Genomic DNA, 26,656 nt, shown 5'->3' with positions numbered 1-26,656 from the left:
CGCGTCTTACTGTGAGTAGTAAGGTCCTTGCCAGTCGGCGGGGAGTGCGCCGCCGTGGGCGCCGGTGCTGACCGAAGCTGCCGAAGAGCTGGTGGCGCTGATGTTGCCGCGATAGGCGATCCGCCGTCCGGTGATGTTCAGGTCGGTGACGGTACGCGAGCCACGCACATAGCGGTTGTTCTCGACGATGACGTCTTCGATGCCCTCGACGGATTGCCCGTTCTGGGGAGTGACGGCCACGGTCCACTGGTTGTTGTCGGCAGCGTCGCCAAAGATGTTGTTGGCGATGACGACATAGCGGGTGGCCCAGCTGCTGCCGGAGGAGGCGTAGTTGTCGGCGTAGGCGGACAGGCCACCGGAGTGCAGCTTGAGGGCGTGGCGGATGCCATCGGACGACCGACCGCGCAGGGCATTGTGGGCGATCACGCTCTTGTGCAGGCGGTACAGCCGGGCCGTGTGCTGGTTGGCCGTTCCCATTTCGTTGCCCAGCAGGGCCAGGCGGGAGACGGAGCCCTGGAAGTTCATGTGGGGCAGGTTGGTGGAACTGCCGATCACACGGTTCTCGACGACGAAGATCTCACGCGGGTTGAAGAACTGGTTGGTGGCCACGGTGCGATAGGGGTCGCTGCCGGCCCAGTACTCCAGGGCGCTGCCGACGGTGATCTGGTTGTCGGTGGAGCCGCTGTCAGCCAGGTCGTTGCGGTACAGCAGCAGGCGAGAGGCCGAACTGCCCTGGACGATGCCGTTGGAGACGTTCAGATCCATGACGGTGACGTCGTCGGGGAAGATGGCGCTGCTGGGGCGACCTTCGCCGATGCGCACCGAGGTCACGCGTGGCTTGGCACCCGAGCCATAGGTTGCGACGATGGCGTTGGAGGTGGCGTGTCCCATGTTGATCGAGCCGAAGGACTCGCCGCGGCGCAGCAGGACGCGACGGCCGCTGTAGCTGCTGGGCAGGGACGTGCTCTGTGCGGCGCCGGCCGGGCAACCGGTGTAGTTGGCCGAAGGTGAGACACACAGGGTCTGGGTGCCGGCGTAGACCGAGTCGGGGTTGTGCACCGTGATGGTGACGCTGGCCTGGGAGCGAGTGCCCGCGGCGTCGGTGGTGGTGACGCGCACGGTGTAGGTGCCGGGCAGATCAAAGACATGGGCGGCCAAGGGTCCGCCGACCTGGATGTTTTTGGGTTGCCCGGAGAAGGCCCACGACTCACCGCGGTTGTCGCCGAAGTCGAAGGAGTAGGAGATCTGGCGGAAGGTGTCGGTGCCGGACAGGCTGGAGGTGGTGCCTGTGGCGTCGAACAGCACGGCCAGGGGGGCGGTACCGCTGGTGCGGGTCGCTTGCAGGCTTGCACGGGTGGTGACGGAGTCCGGAGCGGGTGCGGGTGCGGGTGCGGGTAGGGGGGCGGTACCGCTGGTGCGGGTCGCTTGCAGGCTTGCACGGGTGGTGACGGAGTCCGGAGCGGGTGCGGGTGCGGGTGCGGGAGCGGGTGCGGGTGCAGGTGCAGGTGCAGGTGCAGGTGCAGGTGCAGGTGCAGGTGCAGGTGCAGGTGCAGGTGCAGGTGCGGGTGCGGGTGCAGGTGCAGGAGCGGGTGCAGGTGCGGGTGCAGGTGCCGGGGCCGGGGCCGGTGCAGGAGCCGGTGGATTGTTCGGGTGAACCTCTGAATCTTGGATCGCAGGGTTGGATCCACCGCAGGCCGCAAGAACTGCGCCGTAAATGACGATCCCGCAACGACGTGCAAGACGATGGGCTTGGAAATTCAAGAGGAGGACTCCAGTCACCGATAGCCGCTGCAGAGTCTTGTGCCCCCGTAGGGCAATCCGGACTCTGAAGAACTTTCCGTCGATGGTATCCCCCAAACGGGGGGGCAACCTTGAAGGGCGCTGCTCAATTGCGAAACCAACCGTAACAGGCTTCGCGCTGGGCGTGCAGCGCCTTACCTCATCCGGTCGACCAATCTCAGAAGTGCATCGATGTTGACCCTGAAACCGTCGCCGTCGGGGTGTCCCACAGTCATTGCGTAGGACAACTCAGCCGCATCGCAGATGTCCTTGAAGACGTTGTTGAAACGTTGCGGTGGCTGAAGCACCACCAGCGATCCTCCGGGCGCCAAGGTATAGATTGCATGGGCGAGATGACTGCCCTCCACGCCCACCGCGACGCGCGCACCGCGGCACGCCGCGAGAATCTCGCTGACTGAATGCTCTTCAGGACACAGCGACCGGAAGCCTCTCGCCCTCAAGGCTGCAGCGACCTGGTCTTCGTTCGTGAGAACACGCTGATGCCCCGTGTTTCGGCGTAGCAGCACGACGCCAGGCGTCGGTTCTTCCGTGAGCGTTGAGGTTATCGCCTGGAATCGCTCTCTGAGCGCCGCGTAACGGAGCGCCTTCAGCCGATTCTGCGCGATGTCATCGAACACGATGAGCTGCTTGAGATAGGCATTCGGCAGCATCTCGTACTCCAGACCGGTAAGCGTCAGGTACTCGGTCTGGTGCCGCGTCAATGCAACCCTCGGGGAAATCGGAGGGGCGTGATCCGTCGCCAGCTTGAGTGTCGGCAAGTCGTCTGTCATCCAGTGCCCGAAGTAACGGACGCCATAGCGGGAGGCGGCAAGACTGGCCTCCCCGCGTTCCTCCCGGATCGGCCCCGAGATCCAAGGAAGGGGGGTTCTTGACAGTTCTCGAAGCGCATCACGCCGGAACAGGTGACCCTCCAGGAGATAGACATCCGGGATCAGGTGGGCGACCGTGGCCCCGTGATGCCTGGGGCCCCCGCGTAGCCGCTCGAGCTCAGCGCTCATGCTGGTGTCGTCCTGACAGGCTGTCACCCTATCGAGCTCGCGGGTGTCATAGAGGGCTGGACGCTCGACCCTCGTCTCCGCGGGCTGCAAGACCCACGTCCGGGTGGCGGCGTGTTCGAGACTTTTGTCGAAGCCAAGTTTTCGTCTGAGTCGGGCGATCGCCGGATAGGCCGGGTAGAGGAGGGGCATGCCAGTGGGGCGATGTCGTCGAAGAGTGACGGCATTCTCGCGGCCCGTTCAGCGCCACGGCGGGATTCCTGCGCCCCTATCTGGGGGGGTGTTCCACCTACGTGCGTCGCGGAGAATCTCCGCGTGGTTCATCCCCTTGGGGTCTACCCGCCCACCCGGAAAGTCTTCATGTCGAACACCAAACGTTGTGTCCTGATCGGCGACGAGTCGTTGCTTGTCCAATGTGCTGAAACTCTGAAGCAGGCCGGACATGCGGTTATGGCCGTGGTCAGTACGCGCCCGGCGATCCGGCGCTGGGCGATGCACCGTGGCGTACATGTAGTGGACGATGCGAACCTCCTGTGTACTGCAACGGACCTGCAACCGCTTGATTACGTCCTGAGTGTCACCAACCTGTCGGTCTTGCCTTCCGAAGTGCTTGCACTGGCCCGCATCGCCGCCATCAACTTCCATGATGGTCCGTTGCCCGAGTACGCCGGACTGAACACGCCGGTGTGGGCGCTGCTGAATGGTGAGCGAGAGTACGGCATCACCTGGCACCTGATGACGCAAAAGGTGGATCAAGGTGCCATCCTTGTCCAGCGTCGGTTCCTCCTCGACGACAACGAGACCGCGCTGAGCCTCAACACGAAGTGCTTCGAGGCCGGAATTGCCGGCTTCGAGGAACTGCTGCCTCATCTCGCTACAGGGGTGCTGCCGACCATTGCGCAAACCACGCCGCCGCAGCGCTACTTCCGCCGCAAGGACCGTCCGGCGGCCGCCAGTGCCTTGATCTTTGATCAGGATGCTGAGCGCATCGCCACCCTGGTGCGGGCTCTGGACTTTGGCAGCTACGCCAACCCCATGGGATCGGCCAAGTTCGTGCATGCGGGCCATCTGGTGTGCGTGGGCGAGGCTCGCGTCCTAGACACGCGGTCCAGCCAACCGCCGGGCACCGTGCTCGGTGCGGAAACTGACGGCCTGGTGGTGGCCACGGCCACGTTCGACCTTCAGTTGCGCCGCCTGAGCGATGCCTTGGGTCGGTCGATGCCGGGCAAGGATGTGTCGCTGCGGCTGGGCTTGGTGGCGGGAGCCCGGCTCGAATCCCCCTCAGGTGCATTGGCGCAGCGGCTGGGCGAGCTCGACGCATCCGCCAGTGCCCACGAGGGCTTCTGGCGCGGCCGCCTCGAAATCCGCGATCCGGTCGAACTGCCCTACGTCGACCGCAGCGCGACCCCGGCGGCGCCGGCCTACGTGCACCGCGACGGCGAGCTGCTGGCGGCCGATGTGCAGACGGTGCTCGCCGCGGCCGTGGCTCACCTGGCACGCCTGGCCGATCGTGACAGCTTCGACCTGGGATATGCCGATGCACAAGTGGGGCAGCGATCGCCCGAGACAAGTGCCTGGTTCGCCCCCCAGGTGCCCTTGCGCGCCGTGGTGGACTTTGCCCAACCCTTCTCCCAATGGCGAGACGCGTTGTTGGCCGAGGTGGCCGAGCTTCGTCGTCGCGGCGCCTATCCGGCCGATCTGGTGGGGCGTTCCGTCGAGCTGCGTGCTCATGCGGCCACTGCGGGCGACCCCGGTGTCTTCCCGATGGCCATCGAGGTGGTCGCGCACTTGGGCGAGGCCCGAGCCCTGCCGGGCAGCGAGTGCACGCTGGCGATCGCCGAGGACGGCCGGCAGGTTCGCTGGATCTTCGATGCCAGCAAGCTGACGCATCAGCAGGTGGGCGAGCTGCACGAGCAGCTGGCAACCCTGCTGGCCCATGCGCAGGCGCATCCTCAGTGCACGGTGGGTGAGCTACCGCTGCTCGGCGAGCCCCTGTGCGATCGCGTGCTGCGCGAATGGAACGACACGGCGTGCCCGGTGCGAGACGACGCCTGCATCCATCACCTGATCACCGAGCAGGCTGCCCGCACGCCAGAGGCGGTGGCGTTGGTCTGTGAAGATCAGTCGCTCACCTACGCCGAACTCGACCGCCGTTCCAATCAACTGGCGCGCCGCCTAGCCCAACTGGGCGTGGGTCCGGATGTGCTGGTGGGGTTGTGCGTCGAGCGGTCGGTGGAGCTGATGGTTGGCCTGCTGGCCATCCACAAGGCCGGCGGCGCCTATGTGCCGCTGGACCCGACCTACCCGCCCGATCGCATCGCCTACATGATCGAGGACGCCAAGGCGCCCGTGCTGCTGACCCAGGAGCGCCTGCGCGACGAACTGCCACCGCATCGCGCGAGCCTGGTCTGCCTGGACAGCGACTGGCCTTCGACTGCAGCGGAGTCGGCCGAGCCCTTCGACGGCGGCGCCCAGCCGCACCATCTGGCCTATGTGATCTACACCTCGGGATCCACCGGCCGCCCCAAGGGCGTCATGGTCGAGCACCGCAACGTGGTGAACTTCTTCGCCGGCATGGACCGCCACCTGGGCACGGATGAACCCGGCACCTGGCTGGCGGTGACCAGCCTGAGTTTCGACATCTCGGTGCTGGAGTTGTGCTGGACGCTCACGCGCGGCTTCAAGGTGGTGATTTCCTCCGATGAAGACCGCAGCGCCGCCTCGCCGGCCCGGGGCCCGCATGCCGCTCGTGCGGTGGACTTCAGCCTGTTCTACTTCTCGAGCGATGAATCCGAAGGGGTGGGCGACAAGTACCGCCTGCTGCTGGAAGGCGCGAAGTACGCCGACCAGCATGGCTTTGCGGCGGTGTGGACGCCCGAGCGCCACTTCCATGCCTTCGGCGGTCTGTATCCCAACCCGGCGGTGACCAGTGCGGCCATTGCGACCATCACCCAGCGGGTGAAGATCCGCTCGGGCAGCGTGGTGCTGCCGCTGCACCACCCCGCGCGCATCGCCGAGGAATGGTCCGTGGTGGACAACCTGTCCAAGGGGCGTGTGGGCATCTCCTTCGCGTCGGGCTGGCAACCCAACGACTTCGTGCTCAAGCCCGAGAACTTTGCCAACAACAAGCAGGTGATGCTCGAGGGCATCGAGACGGTGCGCAAGCTCTGGCGCGGCGAATCGGTGAGCTTTCCCGGCACCACGGGCCAGCCGGTCGAGGTGCGCACGCTGCCGCGCCCGGTGCAGGCCGAACTGCCGTTCTGGGTGACCTCGGCGGGCAACCCCGAGACCTTCATCGCCGCCGGCCGGCTGGGCGCCAATGTACTGACCCACCTGCTGGGGCAGTCGGTGGAAGAGCTGTCCGACAAGCTCGCCGCCTACCGCCAGGCCTGGAAGGATGCCGGTCACCCGGGCGAGGGCCATGTCACGCTGATGCTGCACACCTTCGTGGGCCCCGATGAAGCGGCCGTGCGCGAGAAGGTGCGTCAGCCGCTGATCGAGTACCTGCGCAGCTCGCTCAACCTCGTCAAGCAATACGCCTGGTCCTTCCCGGCCTTCAAGCGCCGCGAGGGCATGGACGACACCAGCGCCAACATCGACCTGCAAAGCCTCAGCCATGACGAGATGACAGCACTGCTGGAGCACTCCTTCCAGCGCTACTACGAGACCAGCGGCCTCTTCGGCACGCCGCAGGGTTGCCTGGCGATGGTCGATCGCATCAAGGGCATCGGTGTGGACGAAATCGCCTGCCTGATCGACTTCGGTGTCGATTCCGAATCGGTGCTGTCGCATCTGGAATATCTCAACCAGCTGCGCAAGTTGTCCGCGCCGCGCCGCGTGGCCTCGGGTGACTATTCGCTGGCCGCGCAGATGCAGCGCCATGCCGTCACCCACCTGCAGTGCACGCCCTCGATGGCGCGCATGCTCACCCACGACGACAAGGCCGTGGCAGGCCTGAAGAAGCTGCGCCGCATGATGGTGGGCGGCGAGGCTCTGCCGCCCTCGCTGGCGCGGGACCTCAAGGCGTTGATTCCCGGCGTGTTGATGAACATGTACGGCCCCACCGAGACCACCATCTGGTCGGCCGTGCAGCCGGTGGACGCCATCGACGGCATCGTGCCGCTGGGCCGGCCGCTGGTGAATCAGGAGATCTACATCCTCGACCGCCGTCAGCAGCCCGTGCCCGTGGGCGTGCCAGGCGAACTGGTCATTGGCGGCAAGGGCGTGGTGCGCGGTTACCTGCATCGGCCCGAACTCACGGCCGAGCGCTTCCTGCCCCATCCCTTCCGCGGGGCGGCCGGGGGGCGGGTCTACCGAACCGGCGACCTGGCCCGCCAGCGACCCGACGGCACGGTGGAATTCCTGGGGCGCCTGGATCACCAGGTCAAGGTGCGGGGCTACCGCATCGAACTGGGCGAGATCGAGGCCCGTCTGCTGAGCCACCCGGCGGTGCGCGAGGCGGTGGTGGTGGCGCGCGAGGACAGCCCGGGCGACGTGCGCCTGGTCGCCTACCATGTGCCGCATTCCGGCCAGACGCCGGCCGTGGCCGAGCTGCGCGACCATCTGCGCGCCGGCCTGCCCGAGTACATGGTGCCGTCGCACTTCGTTTCGCTGCCGGCCTTGCCGCAAACCCCCAACGGCAAGATCGACCGCAAGGCCCTGCCTGCACCCGACAGCGGCCCCGCGCCGGCGCCGGCGGCCAGCTTCGTGGCGCCCACCAGCGATCTCGAGGAATCCATTGCTGCGATCTGGAAGGACGTGCTGAAGCTGCCGCAGGTGGGCACGCGTGACAACTTCTTCGACCTGGGCGGGCACTCCCTGCTGGCCGTGCAGGCCCATCGCCGCCTGCGCGAGGCCCTCGGGCGCGATCTGTCGATCACCGACATCTTCCGCTTCCCCACGATCGAAAGCCTGAGCGCCTATCTGGGCCAGGACGGCGCCGACGGGGCGGCCGCCCAGCAAGGCCGTGATCGTGCCCAGGGCCGTCGAGCGGCCCTGCAGCGCCGCCAGGGCCTGCGCACGGCCGCCACCACCGACCAGGGCGCCTGAGCCCCTGAATCGACTGCTTCTCCTTGGACTGAACGCATGAACGACACGTCTTCCGCCGGCTTTGACACCGACATCGCCGTGGTGGGCATGGCGGGCCGCTTTGCCGGCGCGCGCAACCTCGACGACTACTGGCGCAACCTGCGCGACGGCGTGGAGTCGCTGACCCGTTTCACCGAGGAGGAGTTGCTGGCCGCTGGTGTCAAGCCGGCCCAGCTGCGCGACCCGAACTACGTACCGGTGGGCGCCGTGCTGCCCGACATGGAGATGTTCGACGCCGCCTTCTTCGGCTTCAGCCCGCGCGAAGCGGCCATCATGGACCCGCAGCACCGGCACTTCCTGGAGTGCTCCTGGGAGGCGCTCGAGAACGCCGGCCACACGCCGGCGGGGTTCGAGGGATCGATCGGCGTGTTCGGTGGTTCGGGCCACAACGCCTACATGCCCTACAACCTGCTGACGAACCCGCAACTCGTCTCGTCGGTGGGGTTCTTCCTGATCCGTCACACCGGCAACGACAAGGACTTCCTGACGACCCGGGTGTCCTACCTGCTCAACCTCAAGGGCCCGAGCGTCAACGTGCAGACGGCCTGCTCGACCTCGCTGGTGGCCATCCACCTGGGGGTGCAGAGCCTGCTCAACGGCGAATGCGACATGGCACTGGCCGGCGGCGTGACCATCGAGCTTCCGCACCGCCAGGGCTATCTCTACCAAGAAGGCGAGATCCTCTCACCGGACGGCCACTGTCATGCCTTCGATGCCGACTCCAAAGGGACGGTCTTCGGCAGCGGGGTGGGTGTGGTGGTGCTGCGCCGCCTGGCCGATGCCATCGCCGATGGCGACCACATCCATGCGGTGATCAAGGGCTCGGCCGTCAACAACGACGGCTCGATGAAGGTGGGCTACATGGCCCCCAGCGTGGACGGGCAGGCCCAGGCCATCGCCGAGGCGCTGGCGATCGCCAATGTGGCGCCCGACACCATCACCTATGTGGAAGCCCATGGCACCGGCACGCCGGTGGGTGACCCCATCGAGATCGCGGCCCTGACCCAGGCCTACCGTGAAGGCACCGACAAGACCGGCTACTGCGGCATCGGCTCGGTCAAGACCAACATCGGCCACACCGACACCGCCGCGGGCGTGGCCAGCTTCCTCAAGGTGGCCCTGGCGATGCAGCATCGGCAGCTGCCGCCCTCGCTGCATTTCGCCCAGCCCAACCCGGCCTGCGAATTCGAGCGCAGCCCTTTCTACGTGAATGCCACCCTCAAGGACTGGACGCCGCCGCCAGGTGTACCGCGACGCGCCGGGGTGAGCTCGCTGGGCGTGGGGGGCACCAATGCCCACCTCATCCTGGAGGAGGCCCCGCCACGCAAACCATCTGGCCCGTCGCGCGAGCATCAATTGCTGATGCTCTCGGCCAAGTCGCAGGCTTCGCTCGACGCGAACACCGCGGCCCTGGCCGCGCATCTGCGCGAGCACCCGCAGATCAACCTCGCCGATGTGGCCTATACCCTGCAGGTGGGGCGCGAGCCGATGAAGCTGCGCCGCATCGTCGTGGCGCGCGATGCGACCGATGCCGCGCAGGCGCTGGAGGCGATGGACCCGCAGCGCGTGATCAGCCTGCCCGGGTCCACGGGCAGCCACAGCCTGGCGTTCATGTTCGCCGGCGGCGGCGCGCAGTACCCCGGCATGGGGGCCGACCTCTACCGCAGCGAGCCGGTCTACCGCCAGGCGGTCGATGAATGCCTGGTGCTGCTGGCCAAGCGGGGTGGAACCGATTACAAGGGCCTGCTCTTCCCGCCAGCCGGCCAGGAGGAGGACGCGGCGCGCCGCCTGGAGCAGCCCTCGCTGGCCCTGCCGCTGTTGCTGACCACGCAGTACGCGCTGGCCAGGCTCTGGATGTCCTGGGGCCTCACGCCTGCGGCCATGATCGGCCACAGCATGGGCGAATACACGGCGGCGCACCTGGCGGGTGTGTTCAGCCTCGAGGATGCGCTGACGCTGGTCGAGCTGCGCGGCCGCCTGTTCGAGACCCTGCCCGAAGGCGGCATGCTCAGCGTGCCGCTGCCCGAGGCCGAGGTGCTGGCGCGCATCGGCCCCGAGCTGTCGATCGCTGCGGTCAACGGCCCTTCACTCACCGTGGTGGCCGGTCCGGTGCAGGCCATCGAGGCCCTGCAGCAGGCCCTGCAGGCCGACGAGATCGAAGCCGCCCGCGTGCGCATCAACGTCGCCGCGCACTCGTCCATGCTCGAGCCCATCCTCGAGGAGTTCGGCGCCTTCTTCCGCCGCGTGGCGATGAAGCCGCCCACGCTGCCCTTCGTCTCCAATCTCTCGGGCACCTGGATCACGCCGGCCGAGGCCACCGATCCGCAGTACTGGGTGCGTCACCTGCGCCACACCGTGCGCTTTGCCGACGGCCTGCAGGAGCTGCTGAAGGACGAGAGCCGCATCCTGCTGGAGGTGGGCCCCGGTCGCACGCTGTCGTCGCTGGCCCGCCAGCACAGCGCGCGCAAGCCGCAGCAGGTGGTGCTGAACTCGCTGCGCCATCCCGACGAGAAAGTCGATGACCAGGCCTATGTGCTGGGCATCCTGGGGCGGTTGTGGGCCGCCGGGGCACCCATCGACTGGGCGCGCTTCCGCCAGGGCGAGCGTCGCCTGCGCCTGCCGTTGCCCACCTATCGCTTCGATCACCAGCGCCACTGGATCGACCCCGGCCTGTCGCTCCAGGCTGCCCCCACGCTGGAGGAGCGTCTGGCCCGCCATGCCGACATGACTAACTGGTTCTATGAGCCGGTCTGGCAACGTGCGGCGCGGCCCACGCCCGTGCCCCTGGAGGGGCCGGTGCTGGTGTTCGAGGACGAGGCCGGCCTGGGCGAGGAACTCGCCCGCCAGCTTCGCGAAGCCGGCCAGGTCGTCACGCGCGTGCGCCCGGGCAAGGCCTATGCCCAGCGGGGCGACGGCAGCTTCACGATCACGCCCGACGCAGCGGGCGATTACGACCGCCTCTTTGCCGCCTTGCGTGCCAGCGGCGCGCTGCCCAGCCGCATCTTCCATCTGTGGTCGGTTACCGGCGATCGCCGGCTCGACAGCAGCCTCAAGACGGTGGAGGAACTGCAGCGCCTGGGCTTCTACAGCCTGCTGCAGCTTGCGCAGGCCATCGGCCGGGAAGACTTGAGCGATCCGATGCGGCTTGCGGTGGTCACCGACCGGCTGCAGCGCGTGGGCGCCGAGTCCGGCCTGGTGCCGGCCAAGGCCACGGCTGCGGCGGTGTGCCGCGTGATCTCACAGGAGTTTCGCAACATCCGTTGCTGCGCGGTGGACGTGCAGGTGCCTGCCCGTGGCTCGCGACAGGCTGTGCGCCTGGCAGCCGATGTGGCCGCTGAACTGGCCGCTGCGCCGTCCGATGAGGTGGTGGCGCTGCGCCTGGGCGAACGCTGGCTGCAGGATGTCGCCCCAGTGCGGCTGGAGCGCCCGACGCCCAGCCAGACCGGCCTGCGCGAACGGGGCGTCTACCTGATCACGGGCGGCCTGGGCGGCGTAGGCCTGGCGCTGGCCGAACACCTGGCGCTGTCGGTGAAGGCCCGTCTGGTGCTCGTGGGCCGCTCCGGATTGCCGCCGCGCGAAGGATGGGCCGACTGGGTGCGCGAGAAGGGGTCGCGCGACGCCACCAGCCGACGCATCCGCCAGGTGATGGCGCTGGAATCCCGGGGTGCCGAGGTGATGGTGGCCCAGGCCGATGTCACGGACCTCGCGCAGATGCGCCAGGTCGTCAAGCAGGCGGTGGCGCGCTTCGGGGCGCTGCACGGCGTGCTGCACACGGCCGGCGTGCTCGACGATGGGGTCATCCAACTCAAGGAGCCGAGGACGGCCGCCGCGGTGCTGGCGCCCAAGGTCCAGGGCACGCTTGCGCTCGACGCGGCACTGGGCGACACGCCGCTGGACTTCCTGGTGCTGTTCTCCTCGATCAGCTCCTTCGCCGGCCTGGCCGGGCAGTTCGACTATGCGGCGGCCAACGCCTTCCTCGATGCCTTTGCGCAGGAGCGCATGGCCCGCGACGGCCGCTACACCGTGGCCATTAACTGGAGCCAGTGGCAGGAAGTCGGCATGGCTGCCGAACTCGCGCGCCAGCTCGGCATCGGGTCGTCCGACGCGGTGCAGGGGGAGGGCGTCCCGGTGGACCATCCGCTGCTCGACCGCTGCCTGCTGGATGCCGACGACGAGCGCGTGTACAGCACCCGCTTTGCCGTGGAGCGCCACTGGTTGCTCGACGAGCACCGCATCCGCGGTGGCCAGGCGCTCATCCCCGGCACGGGCTACCTGGAGATCGTGCGGGCCGCAGCGGCCCAGCACCGCGAGGCGCGCACACTGGAGTTGCGTGACGTGACCTTCCTGTCGCCGTTCGTGGTGCGAGAGGGCGAAGAGCGCGAGTTGCGGGTGCGGCTGCGCGCGCTGCCTGGGGGTCAGCACGACTTCGCGTTGCAGAGCCCTGCGGCCGGCGGCGGCGACGCAGGCTGGAACGACCATGTGCGCGGCGAGGTGGGCTATGTCGATGCCAAGCCGCCTGCGGTGCAGACGCCGGCCGCCATCGCCGCACGCTGCACCGCCCGCGCCCAGGTGTTCCAAGGGGATGAGCAGCCGGTCCACCTGCTGTTCGGACCGCGCTGGAGCAACCTGCGGCGCATCGACTTCGGCCAGGGCGAGGCCCTGGCAACACTGGAGCTGCCGGCGGCCTTCAGGGGCGACCTGCTTCAGTTCGAACTGCACCCGGCCGTGATGGACCTGGCCACCGCGGGGGCCCAGTCGCTCATCCCGGGCTTCGACGAGGCGCGGGACTTCTTCGTGCCGGCCTCCTATGGCTACATCCGGGTGTTCGCCCCGTTGTCGGCCAAGGTGTTCAGTCATATCCGCTACCGGCCGCAGGACGGGGAAGATGTCCAGCTGGCCAGCTATGACGTCACCGTGATGGATGAAAGCGGCCGCGTTCTCGTGGACATCCAGGAGTTCACGATGATGCGCGTGCGTGACAAGGCGCTGCTCGATGGTGTCTCGGGCGGCGCAGAGAGCGGCGCGCAGGCCAGCGCCCACCGCCCGCGCGCCACTGCCAACAAGGTGCTGGAGATGGGCCTGTCCGAAGGCCTGCGCAGCGCCGAGGGGGCCGAGGTGCTCGAGCGTGTGCTGGCCGACGGCCGCCTGGCCCAGGTGGCCGTCTCGCCGCAGGACCTGCACGCCACGCTGGAGAAGCTGCGTGCGCCGGCCTTGCCTGCGACCGCGACGCAGGTGACCGAGGGCGGGGAGGTCAGGGCCGGCTGGAAAGCCCCACGCACCGAGACCGAACAGTTGATTGCGCAGATGTGGGGCGAGATGCTGGGCGTGGCGCGCGTGAGCGCAAGCGACAACTTCTTCGACCTGGGCGGCCATTCGCTGCTGGCCGTGCAGGTCATCAACAAGCTCAAGCGCAAGACGGGCAAGGTCCTGCCGCTGACGGCCTTGCTCGAGGCTCCCACGGTCGAGACCCTGGCCGCCTTGATCGAGCCGCCGCCGGCCGAGGGTGAGGAGAGGGCAACTGCGGTGCCCGTTGCCGGTGGTGGTCACCCGGTGCAGGCAGCCGCTGCCATGCCCAGGACGGTGGTGCGCATCCGCCCGGGCGGCGACAAGCGAGCGATCTTCTTCGTCCACGATGGCAAGGGCGAGACCCTGCTGTACCGCACGCTGGCCCTCAAGCTGGATGCGGGACACCCGATCTACGGACTGCAGCCCGAAATGGGCAGTGACGGCAGCTATGTGCACACCCGCATCGTCGACATGGCCGCGGCACATATCGAGGCCCTGCGCCACGTGCAACCCGAGGGCCCTTACCTGCTGACCGGGCTGTGTGCGGGTGGCGTGATCGCCTTTGAGATGGCACGCCAGCTCGAGGATGCGGGACAGCAGGTCATCTTCGTCGGCATCATGGATGCAGCGGACGTGCATGCCGAAGAACGGCCCTTCCGGCTGGCCCAGAACCGCCTGAATCGTTTCCTGGGCACCCTCAACGATCCGACTGCCGGGTCGACCCTGCAGCGCATCGGCAAGGCGGTGCCCAAGATGCTGGCCAAGACCAAGAACTTCGCGCTGTACGAGGTGCAGTCCCGGCTGGAACAGTTCCAGAATGCCCGCAAAGTCAGGGCTATGCGGGACCAGGCCCAGAGTGCCGACGAACCGGTCCTCCACGCGGGAGAGGAGGATCATGGGCTCGACTTCCTGAAAATGTACGAAGTGGCGCACAAGGAGCATCAACCCCAGGGGCTGTTCCGGGGCGGCGATGTGGTGCTGTTCCGAGCGATGAAAGGGGACGGATCGGCGTCGGATGAGGCCTATGTGGACATCTACAGCGATCCGTTGCTTGGGTGGGGGCCGCGTGTGGCAGGACAAATTTCCGCCTACGATGTGCCCGGTGGACACTCGAGCATGTTGCAGGAGCCGCACGTGAGCGTGCTGGCGCAGGCCATGCAGACAAGCATTGATGCCGCGGTGCAGCGGCACGACGCTGTGCAGCGGATGCTGGGCGCGTCCGCCCCGCACTCGGCACCGGCCCGCCCGGTGGCCGAGGCCGCGACCGAGGCGGAGGCGGTGTGAACCCGGCCGAGCCAGGCTCTCTGGCCATGGGCGCACGAACACTGGTCGCCATCGTCAACTACCGGACGGCGTCGCTGGTGGTGAACTGCCTGGGCTCTCTCGCAGAGGAAGTACCGCAAGGCGATGTTGGGTTTCGTGTGGTGGTGGTGGACAACGCCTCCGGCGACGGATCGGCTGCGCACATCCGGGCATCGATCGACGCGCACGGTTGGGGCAGTTGGGCCGAAGTGCGCGAAGCGCCGCGCAACGGAGGATTCTCCTACGGCAACAACCTCGCGGTGCGCGAGGCCCTGCAGGGACCGCACCCTCCCGACCTGGTCTGGTTGCTCAACCCGGATACGTTGGTGCAGCGCGGGGCCTTGCGACGTCTGGTCGAGTGCTTTCAGCGTCATCCGCAGGCCGGGATCGTCGGCAGCGGTATCGACAGCGATGACGGGGCGCCGTGGCCCTATGCGTTTCGCTTTCCCTCCATCGCCAGTGAGTTTGAGAACGGTGTCCGGCTGGGCCTGGTGACGCGATGGTTGCATGCCCGGCTGGTGGCCCGGCGCATGGGGGCGCGGGCCCAGACGGCAGACTGGGTGTCTGGCGCCAGCATGATGGTTCGTCGTGAAGTCTTCGAGCAGATCGGCTTGATGGACGAAGGCTACTTCCTCTATTTCGAGGAAACCGACTTCTGCAGGCGCGCACGTGAGGCGGGCTGGGAGGTGTGGTATGAGCCGGCTGCGCGCGTGATGCACATTGCGGGGCAGAGCACCGGTGTGACAGGACGCCAGGCGGTGGTTCCGCGCCGGCCCGCCTATTGGTTTGAATCGCGTCGACGCTATTTCGTCAAGCACCACGGTCGCCTGTATGCGGCCATGGCCGACATCGCCTGGATGATCGGCTTTTCGATGTGGCGCGTGCGTCGGCGGCTGCAGCGCAAGGAGGACACCGATCCTCCACGGATGCTGGGCGATTTCATCTCCCACTCCGTCTTGTGTCACCCTCGCTGGACACCCGATGCGGACTTGGGGGGCGACTTGGTGAAACCCCGGCGCTAGGGAGTCTGCGTGGTGCTTTGATTGGCAGGACTCGTCACGAAATATCATGAACAACATCTACGTGACGCGGCCGGAACTACCTCCCCTCGAGGCTGTGCTACCGAGCCTCGAGGAGATCTGGTCTAGTCGCGTGTTGACAAATGGCGGGGCCTTTCACGAGCGACTTGAATCGGCCCTGGCCCGCCGCCTGGGTGTGGCGTACCTGAGCTTGTGCACAAATGCCACGGTCGGATTGATGCTGGCGCTGCGGGCTTTGGACCTTCGCGGTGAAGTGATCACCACGCCCTTCACCTTCGTGGCTACCGCTCATGCCATCGAATGGGCCGGCCTGACACCCGTCTTTGCCGATATCGATCCCATCACCTTCAACATCGATCCGGCCGCGGTCGAGCGGGCCATCACGCCGCACACCTGCGCGATCCTCCCGGTGCACTGCTACGGACACGCTTGCGATGTCGAGGCACTGGACGGCCTGGCGCAAGCTCATGGATTGAAGCTGATCTACGACGCAGCCCATGCGTTCGGGGCACTGCTTCGAGGGCGCAGTCTGGTGTCCTGGGGGGACGTGTCGGTGTTGAGCTTCCACGCCACAAAGGTGTTCAACACTTTTGAAGGCGGGGCGATCGTCTCTCGTGACGCACAGACCAAGCAGAAGGTCGATCGTTTGAAAAATTTCGGCATCGTGGACGAAACATCTGTCGAGGGGATTGGTCTGAACGGCAAGATGAACGAGTTTTGTGCAGCGTTGGGACTGGCCCAACTCGACCGCGTGGATGCCGCGATTGCGTTGCGTGCGCGAGTTGACGCGCGTTATCGTGAGGGGCTGGATGGGGTGCCCGGGCTGGTGCCGATGGGTCCCACGCCGCATGAAGTGCCCAACTACGCCTACTTTCCCGTGCGTGTCCTTCCTGCATATGGTGAGAGCCGGGACGCGCTGCAGGCTCGCCTGCGGTCGCAGGGCATCCATGCCAGGCGCTACTTCTGTCCTCTGGTCAGTGATTTGGAGGCCTACCGCGGCCGCGCATCGGCGGCGTCGGAGCCTCTGACCGTGGCTCGGCAGGCGGCGGACGAGGTCCTCTGCCTGCCCTTGTATCCCGATCTTGGCGAATCGGACCAAGCCCGCATCATCGATCTGTTACGGCATGGACCACACTGAGTCAGCGCCTCTGATGCTGAGGGCAGGAGATCTCACGCCGGTGTGGTACGAGGGTGTGGCGCTGTGGTTGATACGCCTGGATCATCGGCGAGTGCGGAGCCAGGCGTCCTGTTTATCGGACGAGGAGCACCGACGATCAGCCTCTTTCCGCTTCGACAAGGACAGGCAACGCTATCTGGCCGCCCACGTGGCCCTGCGCGAGCGCCTGGCGGTCTTTGTCGGCTGTCCTCCTGAACAACTGGCTTTCGAGGTCGGCGAGCACGGCAAGCCTCGCCTGGCAAAGGGCTCGTCGGGTGCTGCCCGTGTCCATTTCAATCTCAGCCACAGCGAAGATCTGGCGCTGGTCGCTCTGTCCGAGGAAGAGGAGGTCGGTGTCGACCTGGAGGTGATTCGCGCCGTGGAGGATGCGCCAGCGCTCGCCGCATCGGTGTTTGGCGTGAACGAGCGTCGGGTGCTCAGTGAGCTGAGCGGTGCGCAGCGCGATCGTGCCTTTCTGCAAGGATGGACCCGCAAGGAGGCGTGCCTCAAGGCGCTGGGCACCGGCCTGAGCTTGAGCCCCTTGGGGTTCGAGGCTGGCCTGCAGGACACGGTGGCCGAGGTGGTTATCGACACTCCCCGGTATCGTGAGCGTCTGGCCCTGCGCAGCCTGGCGGTGGGTGGGCCGGCGGACACGGAGACACCCTGGGTGGGGGCTGTCGCAAGACGACTGGGACGCGCATGATTCAGATGCCCACCGCTCGACGCCTATGCAGCTGAATCTTTCCCTGGCCAAGCGCGTCACGCGACGGCTCGCCGTGCGACGTGCTCCCGAGTTTCATACCTTCGCATCCCGTGAATGGGTGTTGTGCCCGTCGGAGCGCGCACGGATTCCTCCCGCGATTCATCTGCCAGGTGCCATCGAGAAGGTGCGGGCCCTGTCCCCCTGGCGAAACTGGGACACCGAGCGTGTCCTGCTGGCTGGTGGTGTGATCGATCACGCCGCTTCGGTGGCACGCGAGATCAGCAATGTCGATCTGGCGGGAGCCTTCCTCTATCGGGGGGCAGCGAAGCTGCAGCCAGGTTTTGGCGAGGAGAGATGGTTTGGGTTTGGGCAGGATCTGGGTCCGCGGGAGGAACTTGACCAAGTGCATCTGATGACGAGCCAGTCAGGCAGTCACTTCTTCGGCACGCTGATGCTGGATGACATGCCGCTGGGGCTCATTCCCCGACCGGAGGACCGATGCATTGCGATGGTTTCCAAATCCTACGTGCACGAGGCGGGCTATCGCGCCCTGTTGGGGCTGCCCCGACCTCGTGAGGTTCATCACGCCCGCATACGGCGCCTCGTGTGTTACACCGACTTTGCGCAGAACTCGTTCAAGCAAGCAAGGTACGAACAGCTGCGGGCGCGGTTGCGCGCCGCCTTGGCGCAAGACCCGCAGCGGGTTCCTTCACTAGGTGTCTATCTGCGCCGAGGCATCGGGGGGGAACCTCGGGTGCTGGTCAACGAGGCCGAGTTGGAGCGATCGCTGCAGGCCTTGGGCTTTGACATCCTGGACCCGGAGCATCTGTCAGCCCGGGAGATCGCCGAACGCTCACTGGATGCCCGCGTGGTGGTCGCCGTCGAAGGCAGTCATCTGTCACACGCCATCTTCTCCGCAGCGGATCAGGCGAGCTTTCTCGTCATCCAGCCGCCGGACCGTTTCGCGCTGGCGTACAAGGAGTACACCGACCGCGTGGGCATGCGCTTTGCGCTGGCCGTGGCTGATCCTGCGCCGGGAGGGTTTACGGTGGCACTCGATGACATCCATCGGTTGCTGGAGCAGTTGCTATGAGGCATTTTGTCGATCCAGCCCAGGTGGCTTCGTTCGGGACACAGCCCCGCAACGCCGATCCGCAATCCAGCGAACTCATCCTTCTGCCCAGCCTGAAGGCCTTCCGCGGACCGCGTGGCGGCCTGGTGGTCACGCAGAAATTCCTCGATGGGGTGGCTTCCTACGCGCGTTCCTGGCCCGGGCCGGTGACGACGCTTGTCCAGATCACCGACACCCTGGGGTCGGACATGGACCATGTCGAAATCCTGCCCGACATGCCGGCCCCGGCCTTCGAGGTGAGGCCTGCGCGCCTGGAGGATCTGGCCCGGCGCATTCGCGCAGCGGCTCTGGTCTCGGGGTTTCTGTCTCCGTTTGAGCTGGAGATGGCGCAACTGTGCCATCGCATGGGGATCCCCACCGTGTTCACCAGTGAGTACACCTTGCGAACGGAAAAGCAGATCCTGGACGCCGAGGTGAGCAATCCTCTGATCCGCTGGCGTCGCAAGCTGTGGGTGACACAGGCTGAAGCCAAGCGTCGTCGGGTCCTCGCATTGGCCGCTGGCTTGCAATGCAGTGGGGCGCCCACCTACGAGGCCTATCGTCATCTTCATCCGAATGTGATGATCTTCTTCGACAATCGTGTGCCGCGTGGGGATGTGATCGATGAGGCCCATCTGGAGCGCAAGCTGGCGGCGCTGCGGGAAGGCCGTCCGCTGCGTCTGGTGTTTGGCGGGCGCCTGATCGGCATGAAGGGTGTGATGGATCTGCCGCGGTTCGCGCAGGAGCTCAAGCGGCACGGAGTGTCCTTCACCCTGGACATTTACGGGCGAGGGGCCCTGGAACAGAACCTGGCGCGGGAGATCGCCCACAGGGGAGTGTCTGAGGAGGTGAGGTTGAAAGGGGTGGTTGATTTCAGGCGCGAATGGGTGCCCTTGCTCAAGCAAGGGGCGGACTTGTTCATATGCCCCCACCCCCAGGGCGACCCGTCGAGCACCTATCCCGAAGTCATGTCCTGTGGCGTGCCCATCGTCGGGTACGACAACGAGGCGTTCAAGGGCATCGTCCAGCATGCGGGCAGCGGCTGGCTGAGTCCTACCGGCGATGCGGGGCATCTTGCCCAGACAGTGGCCCGGCTGCATGGGAGCCGGGACGAGATCGCCCTGGCCGCTCGTCGCGCGCGCGATTTCGCCCTGGCACATGCCTTCGAAGACACATTTGCGGCCCGCGTGCGGCACATGGTGGGTGCAAGCCGCCTGCCTGAGGCGATCAAGCAGTCCTGGGGGCCTGCCATGACGGAGCACCCATGACCCGGCTGGCGCATGTCGGTGTCGTGGCGATTGGTCGCAACGAGGGCGAGCGGCTCAGGCGTTGCCTCGAGTCGGTGCGCCACCTTGCCGACCAGGTGGTGTATGTCGACTCCGGCTCCACCGATCATTCTGTGTCGATGGCGCGCAAGCTCGGTGTCGAGTGCATCGAACTGGATCTGAGCATCCCCTTCACAGCGGCGCGTGCCCGCAATGCGGGATGGCGCCGGCTGCTGGAGCTGGCTCCGGAGATTCGCTGGGTGCAGTTTGTCGATGGAGATTGCGAGGTGGTGACGGGTTGGCTGGAGCAGGCGCAGGAGTTCCTGGCCGCGCATCCCAAGGCGGCCGCCGTGTGCGGCCAGCGCCGGGAGCGCCATCCGGAGCGGTCTGTCTACAACCAGCTGTGTCACCTGGAATGGGCCAAGCCCCCTGGCTTGCTCAAGTCCTTCGGGGGAGATGTGATGCTCCGTCGCGAGGCGCTGGAGCAGGTGGGGGGCTACCGGGACGACTTGATCGCAGGGGAGGAGCCCGAACTCTCGGTCCGGATCCGGTCGCAGGGCTGGGAACTGCATGCCTTGCCGGCAGAGATGACCCTGCATGACGCGGCCATGACGCGCTTCCGGCAATGGTGGCTGCGCATCGTGCGCAGCGGCTATGCCTATGCCGCGGGACGGCATCTGCACGGAGGGCCGCCGGAACGACACTGCGTCCGGGAAACCTGGCGCACCTGGGTCTGGGCGCTTGGCCCTCCAGCCATGGCTGCGGCACTGTGGCCCTGGATGTCGATCTGGGCCTTGCTGGTGTTGGGGGTCTATCCGCTGCAGGTCCTGCGCCTGTACCTTCGTTTGCCCGGGCCGCCGCGTGACCGCCGCCTCCAGGCGACCTTCCACACGCTGGGACGCTTCCCCGAGCTGGTGGGGCACCTCCAGTTCTGGCGCGATCAGATGCTGGGCCGCCGGGCGCGGCTCATCGAGTACAAGTGAGCATGGACTACGTCATCGCCGTACAGGCTCCTGCCTATCCCCTCTCCGACACCTGCTTTGCGACCGAAAGCGCCTTTGCGCAGCATCTGCGTGAGTTGCGGCACAGCGTGGGCGAGGACTTCGAGAAGGTGGTGCTGATCGCGCCAGCACTCACGGAAGCAGAGTACGCGGCGCGCCGCGATCACCTGGGCGTGGTGGATTTCGCCAGGGATGGGGTGGTCTTCGTGCCGGCACATCGCACCGATACGTCGGCGCGAAGGTTCTGGCTCCGTGAGGCATCCGGCCTGTGGCGGCGCATCCGCGACGCCGTGCGCACCGCGGGCATCGTGCATTCCGGTGTGGCCGACGATGTCTGGCGGCCCCTGATGGCGATGGTCAACTTCGCGGCCTGGCTCTCAGGTCGGCCGGTCATGTTCCTGGTCGACATCGACTTCCGGGAGCACGCTCGTCGCTATCGCCAGGTGGGCCTGTGGAACTTCCGGCAATACCTCGTCAACCGGCTGATCTACGACCCCCTGGTGTACCTGCAGGTGTGGCTGGCACCGCGGATGTTTCAGCTGGTGCTGCTCAAGAGTGCGTCGATGGTGCGCGACTTTGGCCTCAGGCGTGCCCATGTCCGGAACTTCTATGACACTGCCCACGGCGCAGATGATGTGCTGAGCCCGGCCGAGCTTGCCGAGCGTAACGTGATGCTGCGGGAACCGGACCAACCCCTGGAAGCCGTATTCTTCGGCCGCTTCGTCGCTTACAAGGGGCTCGATCGGGCCATCGAGGCCGTCCGCCTGGCGCGTGCGCAGGGCCTGGACGTGCGGCTGACGCTCATCGGTGAGGGCGAGTGCGAGGCATCGCTGCGCCAGCAGGTTGCCGCCAGCGGGCTGCAGGAGGCCGTGCGGTTCCTCCCGCCCGTACCTTATGGCGATCCCCTGTTCGAGCAACTCCGGACCAAGCACGTGTGCGTGGCCGCCCCGCTCGTGGAAGACACCCCCCGAGCCGCCTTTGATGCCATGGCGCGGGGGCTTCCGGTGGTGGCCTTCGACATCAGCTATTTCGCGGACCTGGCGCAGGCCAGTGGTGCGGTGTTGCTGGCCCCCTGGCCGGACCCGGGCGGCTTGGCCGAGGGGTTTCGCCAGCTGCTGTCTGACCGGACGAGGTTGTCCAGCATGGCGAGTGCCGGCGTGGAGTTTGCCCTGTCGAACACCCAGGCGATCTGGCTCGAGCGCCGGGCGCGGTGGATGAAGGGCATCGTGCGCCCCCCGGAGTCCGCGCTCGCCCTTGAAGGCCGCTAGGGCAGCCAGTAGCCCGAATCCGACCGCGGGTCGTAGTGGAAGGGGTTTCTCTCGTCCTGCCGTGAAAGCTTGTAGCGCCACTCGGCGTAGTGGCGTACCCATTTGGCATACGCCATCACGACATTCATCTCCCGTCGCCAGTAGGCATCGCGGATGTAGGACCAGTAGCGCCAGGCGAAATCGTCGCGGATCAGCGACTGGCACTGCGCCATCGTGCGAGGACGCAGGTGGCTGTAGTAGTCGTTGACGAAGGCCCAGGCATGGTCCTGCAGAACCTGGGCCTGGTCGGGGCGAACGCCTTCAGGGGCCCATGCGCCGACCGGAGAGCGGCCAAAACGGGCCGCATAGGTCACGAGGGCGGCGTAGTACATGCCCAGCGGGCCCAGGTGTACCTCATCGCCGATGAACTGGCTGACCGTCTCCAGCGTGGTGGCGGCTTTCAGGGCGGACGGCCCGGATGGAGCCAGGCTGTCCTCGATCAGCTGGGCCAGTGCCAGCCCCATCGGCAGCGGGGTGATGCGGTCACGGCGCCCCTGTGCTGCCAACGACAGGTTCACTCGTTCTGCGATGCAATGCCAGATCGGGGAGGCTGCCCGCTCATAGGCAATCCAGCGCCGGGGGTCGCTCTTGTCATCCAGGCTGATCCAGGACTCGTAGAAGAAGGTCTTGCCCTGGGGGTTCCCGTCGATGAACCGGTCGTGGTAGTGGCGCAGGTAGCGCACGGTGTCGTTCCAGAGCAGTGTGCCCAGCAGGCCATGCTGCTCGGTGATCACCAGAGTGTCATAAGGACGGCCATCGGTGGTCTGCGGCGCCCGGAACTCGGCCACCACGTCCAGCCCCTCGGTATCGCGGTTGTAGCCCTGGCGGTAGCCCCGGTAGTCCTGGGCCAGGGGATCATCACCCTGAACCCGACGGCGAATGGAGGAGCCCACCACGTACTGCCGGTTCCACAGAACCGGGGTGCCAAGGCTCTGGGCAATGCGTTCGAAGTGGTCGGGCAGGGGGCGGTCGGTCAGACTGTGGCCCGAGAAGAAGACCCTGGCAGCGGCGGTCATGCCGGACGAACTGGCCTGCGCACCGACACAGACGGCAGCAAGCAGGCATGCTCCCAGCCATGCCGGGAGTCGCTTGGGAGAAGGGGCAGCATCTTTCGAGACCACGTGGTTGGCAGGCAAGAGGCAGTGCTTGGAAGGAGAGGCGTGTGCACGCATCGCCTCAATCCAGCGTCAGCCGGACGAGGCACTGTGCGGTGGTGGCACGGTAAGCGTAGGACAGCGGCGACGCGGTGGACCGGTTCTCCTGCCCAGCCTCGCAACCCAGCAGCACGGTGCGTGTGGGGTTGTACTCGATGCCCAGGCCATAGATGTTGGTGTTGTCGTGGCCGGTCGTACCCGTGCCATCACTGAGCTTGGTGCGTGCATGGCGAACCCGGGCATTCAGGCGGGTCTTGCCCGTGAGTTCGTAGCGCGCTTCCAGCTGGGCGCTGTTGACGAGGCGGCGGCTTTCCACCGAGAGCTCGGGGTCAGTTCCGGAGAAATCCGCGAATCGGGCTTCTGCCCCCGTGTCGCGTTCGAGCTGGGTGCTCAGGCTCAAGCGCCCCGTGGGTCGGTACTCCCAGCGCAACGACCCGGTCGCGCCGGAAAAGTCTGCTTCCGTGGCCTGGGTGTATCGCTGCCTCGTCGCGCTGATGCGGGCAGACACGGTGCTCAGCCCCGAGGGCTGCCACAGCAGGGTGAAATCGACATCGCGTCGGGTGCCGCGGTTGGCGACGAAGCTGCCCGGCGTCGGCTCGTCATACCGGGGGGTGTGGTCGCGCGTGTGGCGTGCACCGACGCCCAGTGTCAGCGCGCGCTCGACGCCGTACTGGTAGCCGAGGGAGGCCACGTTCTGCCGGTACTCCCGGTCCTGGTAGGCCGCTTCCGAATAGTCAACGCGCCGGTGGGCCACGCTGCCCAGCAGCGCAGAGCGCGACGTGATCCCGAAACGCACTGTGGCTTCGCCCAGCTGGGTGCGTTCAAGGATGCGGTCGTTGATCTGAGGGGCGCCTGCTGTGCCATAGACCGCCAGGCCGCGGTTCTGCGCATAGCGCAGCGTGCCCGACAGTCGTTCGACAGTCGCCCAGTTCACGCCGGTTTCCAAGGTGTTGCCAGTGAAGTCGAGCTGGTCATTGTCGCGGTAGCGATGGGCACTGACGCCTGCGCCCAGATAGGCCTGCTGTCGTCCGAGCTGGGCACGCAGTCGCCCGTCCAGGCTGGTGATGGAGGCCACGTCGCTGTCCGTTGGGGTGCCGCGCTCAGCGCGGAACACGTTCGAGTCGTAGCGAACCGCCTGACTTGCGCTCACGGTCCAGGGACGTTCCTGCGCCCGGGCAGCCCCCAGGGCAGACAGGATCAGCGTGAGGGTCGCCAGCCCACGCACGCAGGCACGGCTGGAGAGAAGGCTTGAGTCAGTGTGGTTGGTCACAGAGGTCTCCGAGTCTTGTGTCACGGCGTAGGGGCGCCGGAATGGTCAGCCGCACCGGTCCGGCCGGGTCGCCTCAGTAGGCATGCCGATCGAACAGGATCAGCCGGATGGTGCGCGCAATGATCTGCAAGTCAAGCCCCAGCGACCAGTTGCGCAGGTACTCCAGATCGTATTCGACGCGGGCCTGCATCTTTTCGATCACTTCGGTTTCACCACGGTAGCCGTTGACCTGGGCCCAGCCGGTGATGCCGGGGCGGACCTTGTGGCGCACCATGTAGGACTTGATCAGGCGGCGGTACTCCTCGTTGTGGGCCACGGCATGAGGTCGGGGGCCGACGATGCTCATGCGACCCTGCAGGACGTTGATGAACTGCGGCAACTCGTCGAGCGAGGTTTTGCGCAGGAAGGCCCCAAAGGGCGTGATGCGAGGGTCGTCCTTGGTGGCTTGCTTGACCACAGGCCCATTGTCGAGGGCGCGCATGGACCGGAACTTGTAGACGATGATCTCCTCGCCATCCAGACCGTTGCGTCGCTGCCTGAAGATCACCGGTCCGGGTGAGCTGAGCTTCACGCCCAGGGCAATCGCCAGCATCAGCGGTGAAATCAGCAAGAGGATCAGGCTGGCCATCACGATGTCGCTGACGCGCTTGACCAGCTCGTTGGTCCCGGTGAACGGGGTTTCGCAGATGCCGACGACGGGCACGCCCCCCATGTCCTGCAGCCGTCCCTGGATGATGCTGATGCCGAAGACATCGGGCACGTAGTACAGGCTCGCCGTGGTGCCCTGCAGTTGTTCCAGCAGCTTGACGATGCGGGGCTGCGACCCCAGTGGCAAGGTGATGTAGACATCCCGCACACCGTTATCCGTCACGTAGGCCCCGACATCCTTGAGCATGCCCAGGCGATGCGCGACCGCACCTTCATGCAGGCGGTCGTCGGTACGGTCATCGAAGTAGCCGAGGAAGTCGATGCCGCGGTCCTTGCGCGTGGCCAGGGCGCGCGACACCTTCTCTCCGACCGGCCCCGCACCGACCACCACGGCGCTGCGTCGAGCCTGCGGCAGGTTGGCGAGGTGATTCACCAGGCTTGCGCCCGTCCAGACGGCCAGCCATTGCAGCACTGGTGTCCCCAGCACCCACAGCAGGAGTGCGCGGGTGTCGAACATCGGGAAGCTGTTGGTGGCGTAGCCCAGCAGGGCAAAGATGGCCATGAGCGTGAACCAGCTCAGGGCGATGTCGGTGGCCGCGGCAAGCAGGTTGTCCCTGAACCGGTCGCGGCCGGGAAATGCGAGGGCGAACACGAGCAGGCACAACACCAGCTCGGGGCGGCCGACGGGTTGCCCGAACCATGCATAGGCCACGAGCAGAGAGACCACCATGAGGGTAGGCTCCAGGACGGCAGCCACCATCGACGTGATGGATTGTGGGGCACCGAAAAACGTTCGCTTGTTGCTGCTGCGGTCTTCGAACATGCAGGGCCTCAGAACTTCGGACGATGCGTTCGACGCCCGGGTCGGGGAAGGGGCAGGGCGCATCCTTCGGCGGGGCAGACGGCAGTTGCGCCGTCGGCTGCCGAGAGGCATTGTCGGCCGGTTCGAAGGCTCGCCAACCCACGTGTTTGAGGGGAAATGACGCCGCTTCGTCGCGCTTGGTGCCGCCCTCGTTGCCCACGTGAAGCATGAAGACAAAGGCCCTGCCTGCGCCGGTCAAGGCGTCGGCAGGGCCCCAGGGCGTCGGGGAGATCAGGAATGGGTGCGTCGGCTGGCCATGAACCCGACGGCAGCGATGCCAGCGGCAATGAGCGCGTAGAACTGCAGGCCCGAGTTGGGCAAGCCGTCCGAGCGGGGGCTGCCGGATGGGGCGGCACCCACCGTTTCGGTGCGCGCACCCCGTGTGGACGTGGCCTGCATGGAGGACCAATGGGTGGCGTTGGCCAGTTCGGTGCGCCCAGCAGGGGCTGACTGGATCACAGCCGGCTGGATGCGTTCGGAAGGTGGGGCAGACGCAAGAGCCGGCGAATGGGCACCGTTCGCACCACTGTCAGCGGCCCAGGCCCACAGCGGAGCCGCAAGGATGACGATGGCCAGACGAGCTTTCATGGCTCCTTCCCTTCAGCAGTGTTTCGGGAAGTGTCACGGACCCCGTTGTTTTTTCCCATCCCGCGCCTGGGGGGTGACAC

Annotated in this window: 16 protein-coding genes and 2 pseudogenes; 12 read left to right on the top strand and 6 right to left on the bottom strand. The window is 66.6% G+C overall.

Going from position 1 to position 26,656, the window contains the following annotated elements; translation table 11 throughout:
• Positions 1-6 precede the first annotated feature (6 nt).
• Complete coding sequence (locus tag C1704_RS14160; protein WP_419186808.1) at positions 7-1,344, bottom strand: PKD domain-containing protein; 1,338 nt, start codon at positions 1,342-1,344, stop codon at positions 7-9.
• 119 nt (positions 1,345-1,463) lie between these two features.
• On the opposite strand from C1704_RS14160, the gene C1704_RS14155 reads away from it, so the two are divergent.
• Complete coding sequence (locus C1704_RS14155) at positions 1,464-1,718, top strand: hypothetical protein (RefSeq protein WP_170064707.1); 255 nt, start codon at positions 1,464-1,466, stop codon at positions 1,716-1,718.
• A 216-nt stretch (positions 1,719-1,934) separates the two neighbouring features.
• Here the strand turns inward: C1704_RS14155 and C1704_RS14150 are convergent, their stop codons facing one another.
• Entirely contained in the window at positions 1,935-2,987 is a 1,053-nt protein-coding gene (locus C1704_RS14150; protein WP_104303385.1) for a glycosyltransferase family 61 protein, read from the bottom strand.
• Between the two features lie 12 nt (positions 2,988-2,999).
• On the opposite strand from C1704_RS14150, the pseudogene C1704_RS18025 reads away from it, so the two are divergent.
• From C1704_RS18025 to C1704_RS14105, 11 genes and pseudogenes are all read left to right on the top strand, one after another.
• A pseudogene (locus C1704_RS18025) lies at positions 3,000-4,016 on the top strand (formyltransferase family protein); the annotation flags it as partial.
• Positions 4,014-5,447: pseudogene (locus tag C1704_RS18020) on the top strand (AMP-binding protein); the annotation flags it as partial. The pseudogenes C1704_RS18025 and C1704_RS18020, both read left to right, overlap by 3 nt.
• Entirely contained in the window at positions 5,442-7,844 is a 2,403-nt protein-coding gene (locus C1704_RS18015) for a MupA/Atu3671 family FMN-dependent luciferase-like monooxygenase (RefSeq protein ID WP_473206051.1), read from the top strand. The pseudogene C1704_RS18020 and the gene C1704_RS18015, both read left to right, overlap by 6 nt.
• Before the next feature lie 36 nt (positions 7,845-7,880).
• Positions 7,881-14,453, top strand: a complete 6,573-nt coding sequence (locus tag C1704_RS14140) for a type I polyketide synthase (RefSeq protein ID WP_104303383.1) — start codon at positions 7,881-7,883, stop codon at positions 14,451-14,453.
• A gap of 26 nt (positions 14,454-14,479) precedes the next feature.
• Positions 14,480-15,493, top strand: coding sequence for a glycosyltransferase family 2 protein (locus C1704_RS14135; RefSeq protein ID WP_104303382.1), 1,014 nt, complete (start codon positions 14,480-14,482; stop codon positions 15,491-15,493).
• Positions 15,494-15,539: 46 nt separating this feature from the next.
• Entirely contained in the window at positions 15,540-16,649 is a 1,110-nt protein-coding gene (locus C1704_RS14130) for a DegT/DnrJ/EryC1/StrS family aminotransferase (protein WP_104303381.1), read from the top strand.
• Positions 16,636-17,370 (top strand): 4'-phosphopantetheinyl transferase family protein, encoded by a 735-nt coding sequence (locus tag C1704_RS14125; protein ID WP_104303380.1) that lies wholly within the window; start codon positions 16,636-16,638, stop codon positions 17,368-17,370. The genes C1704_RS14130 and C1704_RS14125 overlap by 14 nt, the downstream gene beginning before the upstream one ends.
• Positions 17,371-17,395: 25 nt before the next feature.
• Positions 17,396-18,463, top strand: coding sequence for a glycosyltransferase family 61 protein (locus C1704_RS14120; RefSeq protein ID WP_104303379.1), 1,068 nt, complete (start codon positions 17,396-17,398; stop codon positions 18,461-18,463).
• Positions 18,460-19,749 carry a glycosyltransferase gene (locus tag C1704_RS14115; RefSeq protein ID WP_104303378.1) on the top strand — a complete coding sequence of 430 codons (1,290 nt, stop codon included), beginning with the start codon at positions 18,460-18,462 and terminating at the stop codon, positions 19,747-19,749. The genes C1704_RS14120 and C1704_RS14115 overlap by 4 nt, the downstream gene beginning before the upstream one ends.
• Entirely contained in the window at positions 19,746-20,729 is a 984-nt protein-coding gene (locus C1704_RS14110) for a glycosyltransferase family 2 protein (RefSeq protein WP_104303377.1), read from the top strand. The genes C1704_RS14115 and C1704_RS14110 overlap by 4 nt, the downstream gene beginning before the upstream one ends.
• A 2-nt stretch (positions 20,730-20,731) precedes the next feature.
• Entirely contained in the window at positions 20,732-22,015 is a 1,284-nt protein-coding gene (locus C1704_RS14105; protein WP_104303376.1) for a glycosyltransferase, read from the top strand.
• Here the strand turns inward: C1704_RS14105 and C1704_RS14100 are convergent.
• The 4 genes from C1704_RS14100 to C1704_RS14085 all read right to left on the bottom strand — a co-directional run bounded on the left by C1704_RS14100 (position 22,012) and on the right by C1704_RS14085 (position 26,576).
• Positions 22,012-23,070 carry a polysaccharide deacetylase family protein gene (locus C1704_RS14100; RefSeq protein ID WP_104303375.1) on the bottom strand — a complete coding sequence of 353 codons (1,059 nt, stop codon included), beginning with the start codon at positions 23,068-23,070 and terminating at the stop codon, positions 22,012-22,014. The two genes, C1704_RS14105 and C1704_RS14100, sit on opposite strands and share 4 nt — an antisense overlap.
• Positions 23,071-23,230: 160 nt before the next feature.
• The gene (locus C1704_RS14095) at positions 23,231-24,478 is read right to left on the bottom strand and encodes a porin family protein (RefSeq protein WP_146076090.1); all 1,248 of its coding nucleotides are present in this window, start codon (positions 24,476-24,478) and stop codon (positions 23,231-23,233) included.
• Positions 24,479-24,551: 73 nt separating this feature from the next.
• Entirely contained in the window at positions 24,552-25,856 is a 1,305-nt protein-coding gene (locus C1704_RS14090) for an undecaprenyl-phosphate glucose phosphotransferase (RefSeq protein ID WP_336469945.1), read from the bottom strand.
• Between the two features lie 363 nt (positions 25,857-26,219).
• Complete coding sequence (locus tag C1704_RS14085; RefSeq protein WP_104303372.1) at positions 26,220-26,576, bottom strand: hypothetical protein; 357 nt, start codon at positions 26,574-26,576, stop codon at positions 26,220-26,222.
• Between the last annotated feature and the right edge of the window lie 80 nt (positions 26,577-26,656).

It is taken from the genome of Caldimonas caldifontis, from assembly GCF_002930615.1.
GTDB lineage: Bacteria > Pseudomonadota > Gammaproteobacteria > Burkholderiales > Burkholderiaceae_C > Caldimonas > Caldimonas caldifontis.
The sequence above is the reverse complement of the archived record's forward strand: the minus strand, read 5'-3'. Positions and strand labels throughout refer to the sequence as shown.

Coding starts and splice junctions, on each gene's coding strand:
- C1704_RS14150 (WP_104303385.1), bottom strand. CDS start 2,987: ATGCCCCTCCTCTACCCGGCCTATCCGGCGATCGCCCGACTCAGACGA.
- C1704_RS14140 (WP_104303383.1), top strand. CDS start 7,881: ATGAACGACACGTCTTCCGCCGGCTTTGACACCGACATCGCCGTGGTG.
- C1704_RS14135 (WP_104303382.1), top strand. CDS start 14,480: ATGGGCGCACGAACACTGGTCGCCATCGTCAACTACCGGACGGCGTCG.
- C1704_RS14130 (WP_104303381.1), top strand. CDS start 15,540: ATGAACAACATCTACGTGACGCGGCCGGAACTACCTCCCCTCGAGGCT.
- C1704_RS14125 (WP_104303380.1), top strand. CDS start 16,636: ATGGACCACACTGAGTCAGCGCCTCTGATGCTGAGGGCAGGAGATCTC.
- C1704_RS14120 (WP_104303379.1), top strand. CDS start 17,396: ATGCAGCTGAATCTTTCCCTGGCCAAGCGCGTCACGCGACGGCTCGCC.
- C1704_RS14115 (WP_104303378.1), top strand. CDS start 18,460: ATGAGGCATTTTGTCGATCCAGCCCAGGTGGCTTCGTTCGGGACACAG.
- C1704_RS14110 (WP_104303377.1), top strand. CDS start 19,746: ATGACCCGGCTGGCGCATGTCGGTGTCGTGGCGATTGGTCGCAACGAG.
- C1704_RS14105 (WP_104303376.1), top strand. CDS start 20,732: ATGGACTACGTCATCGCCGTACAGGCTCCTGCCTATCCCCTCTCCGAC.
- C1704_RS14100 (WP_104303375.1), bottom strand. CDS start 23,070: ATGACCGCCGCTGCCAGGGTCTTCTTCTCGGGCCACAGTCTGACCGAC.
- C1704_RS14090 (WP_336469945.1), bottom strand. CDS start 25,856: ATGGTGGTCTCTCTGCTCGTGGCCTATGCATGGTTCGGGCAACCCGTC.
- C1704_RS14085 (WP_104303372.1), bottom strand. CDS start 26,576: ATGAAAGCTCGTCTGGCCATCGTCATCCTTGCGGCTCCGCTGTGGGCC.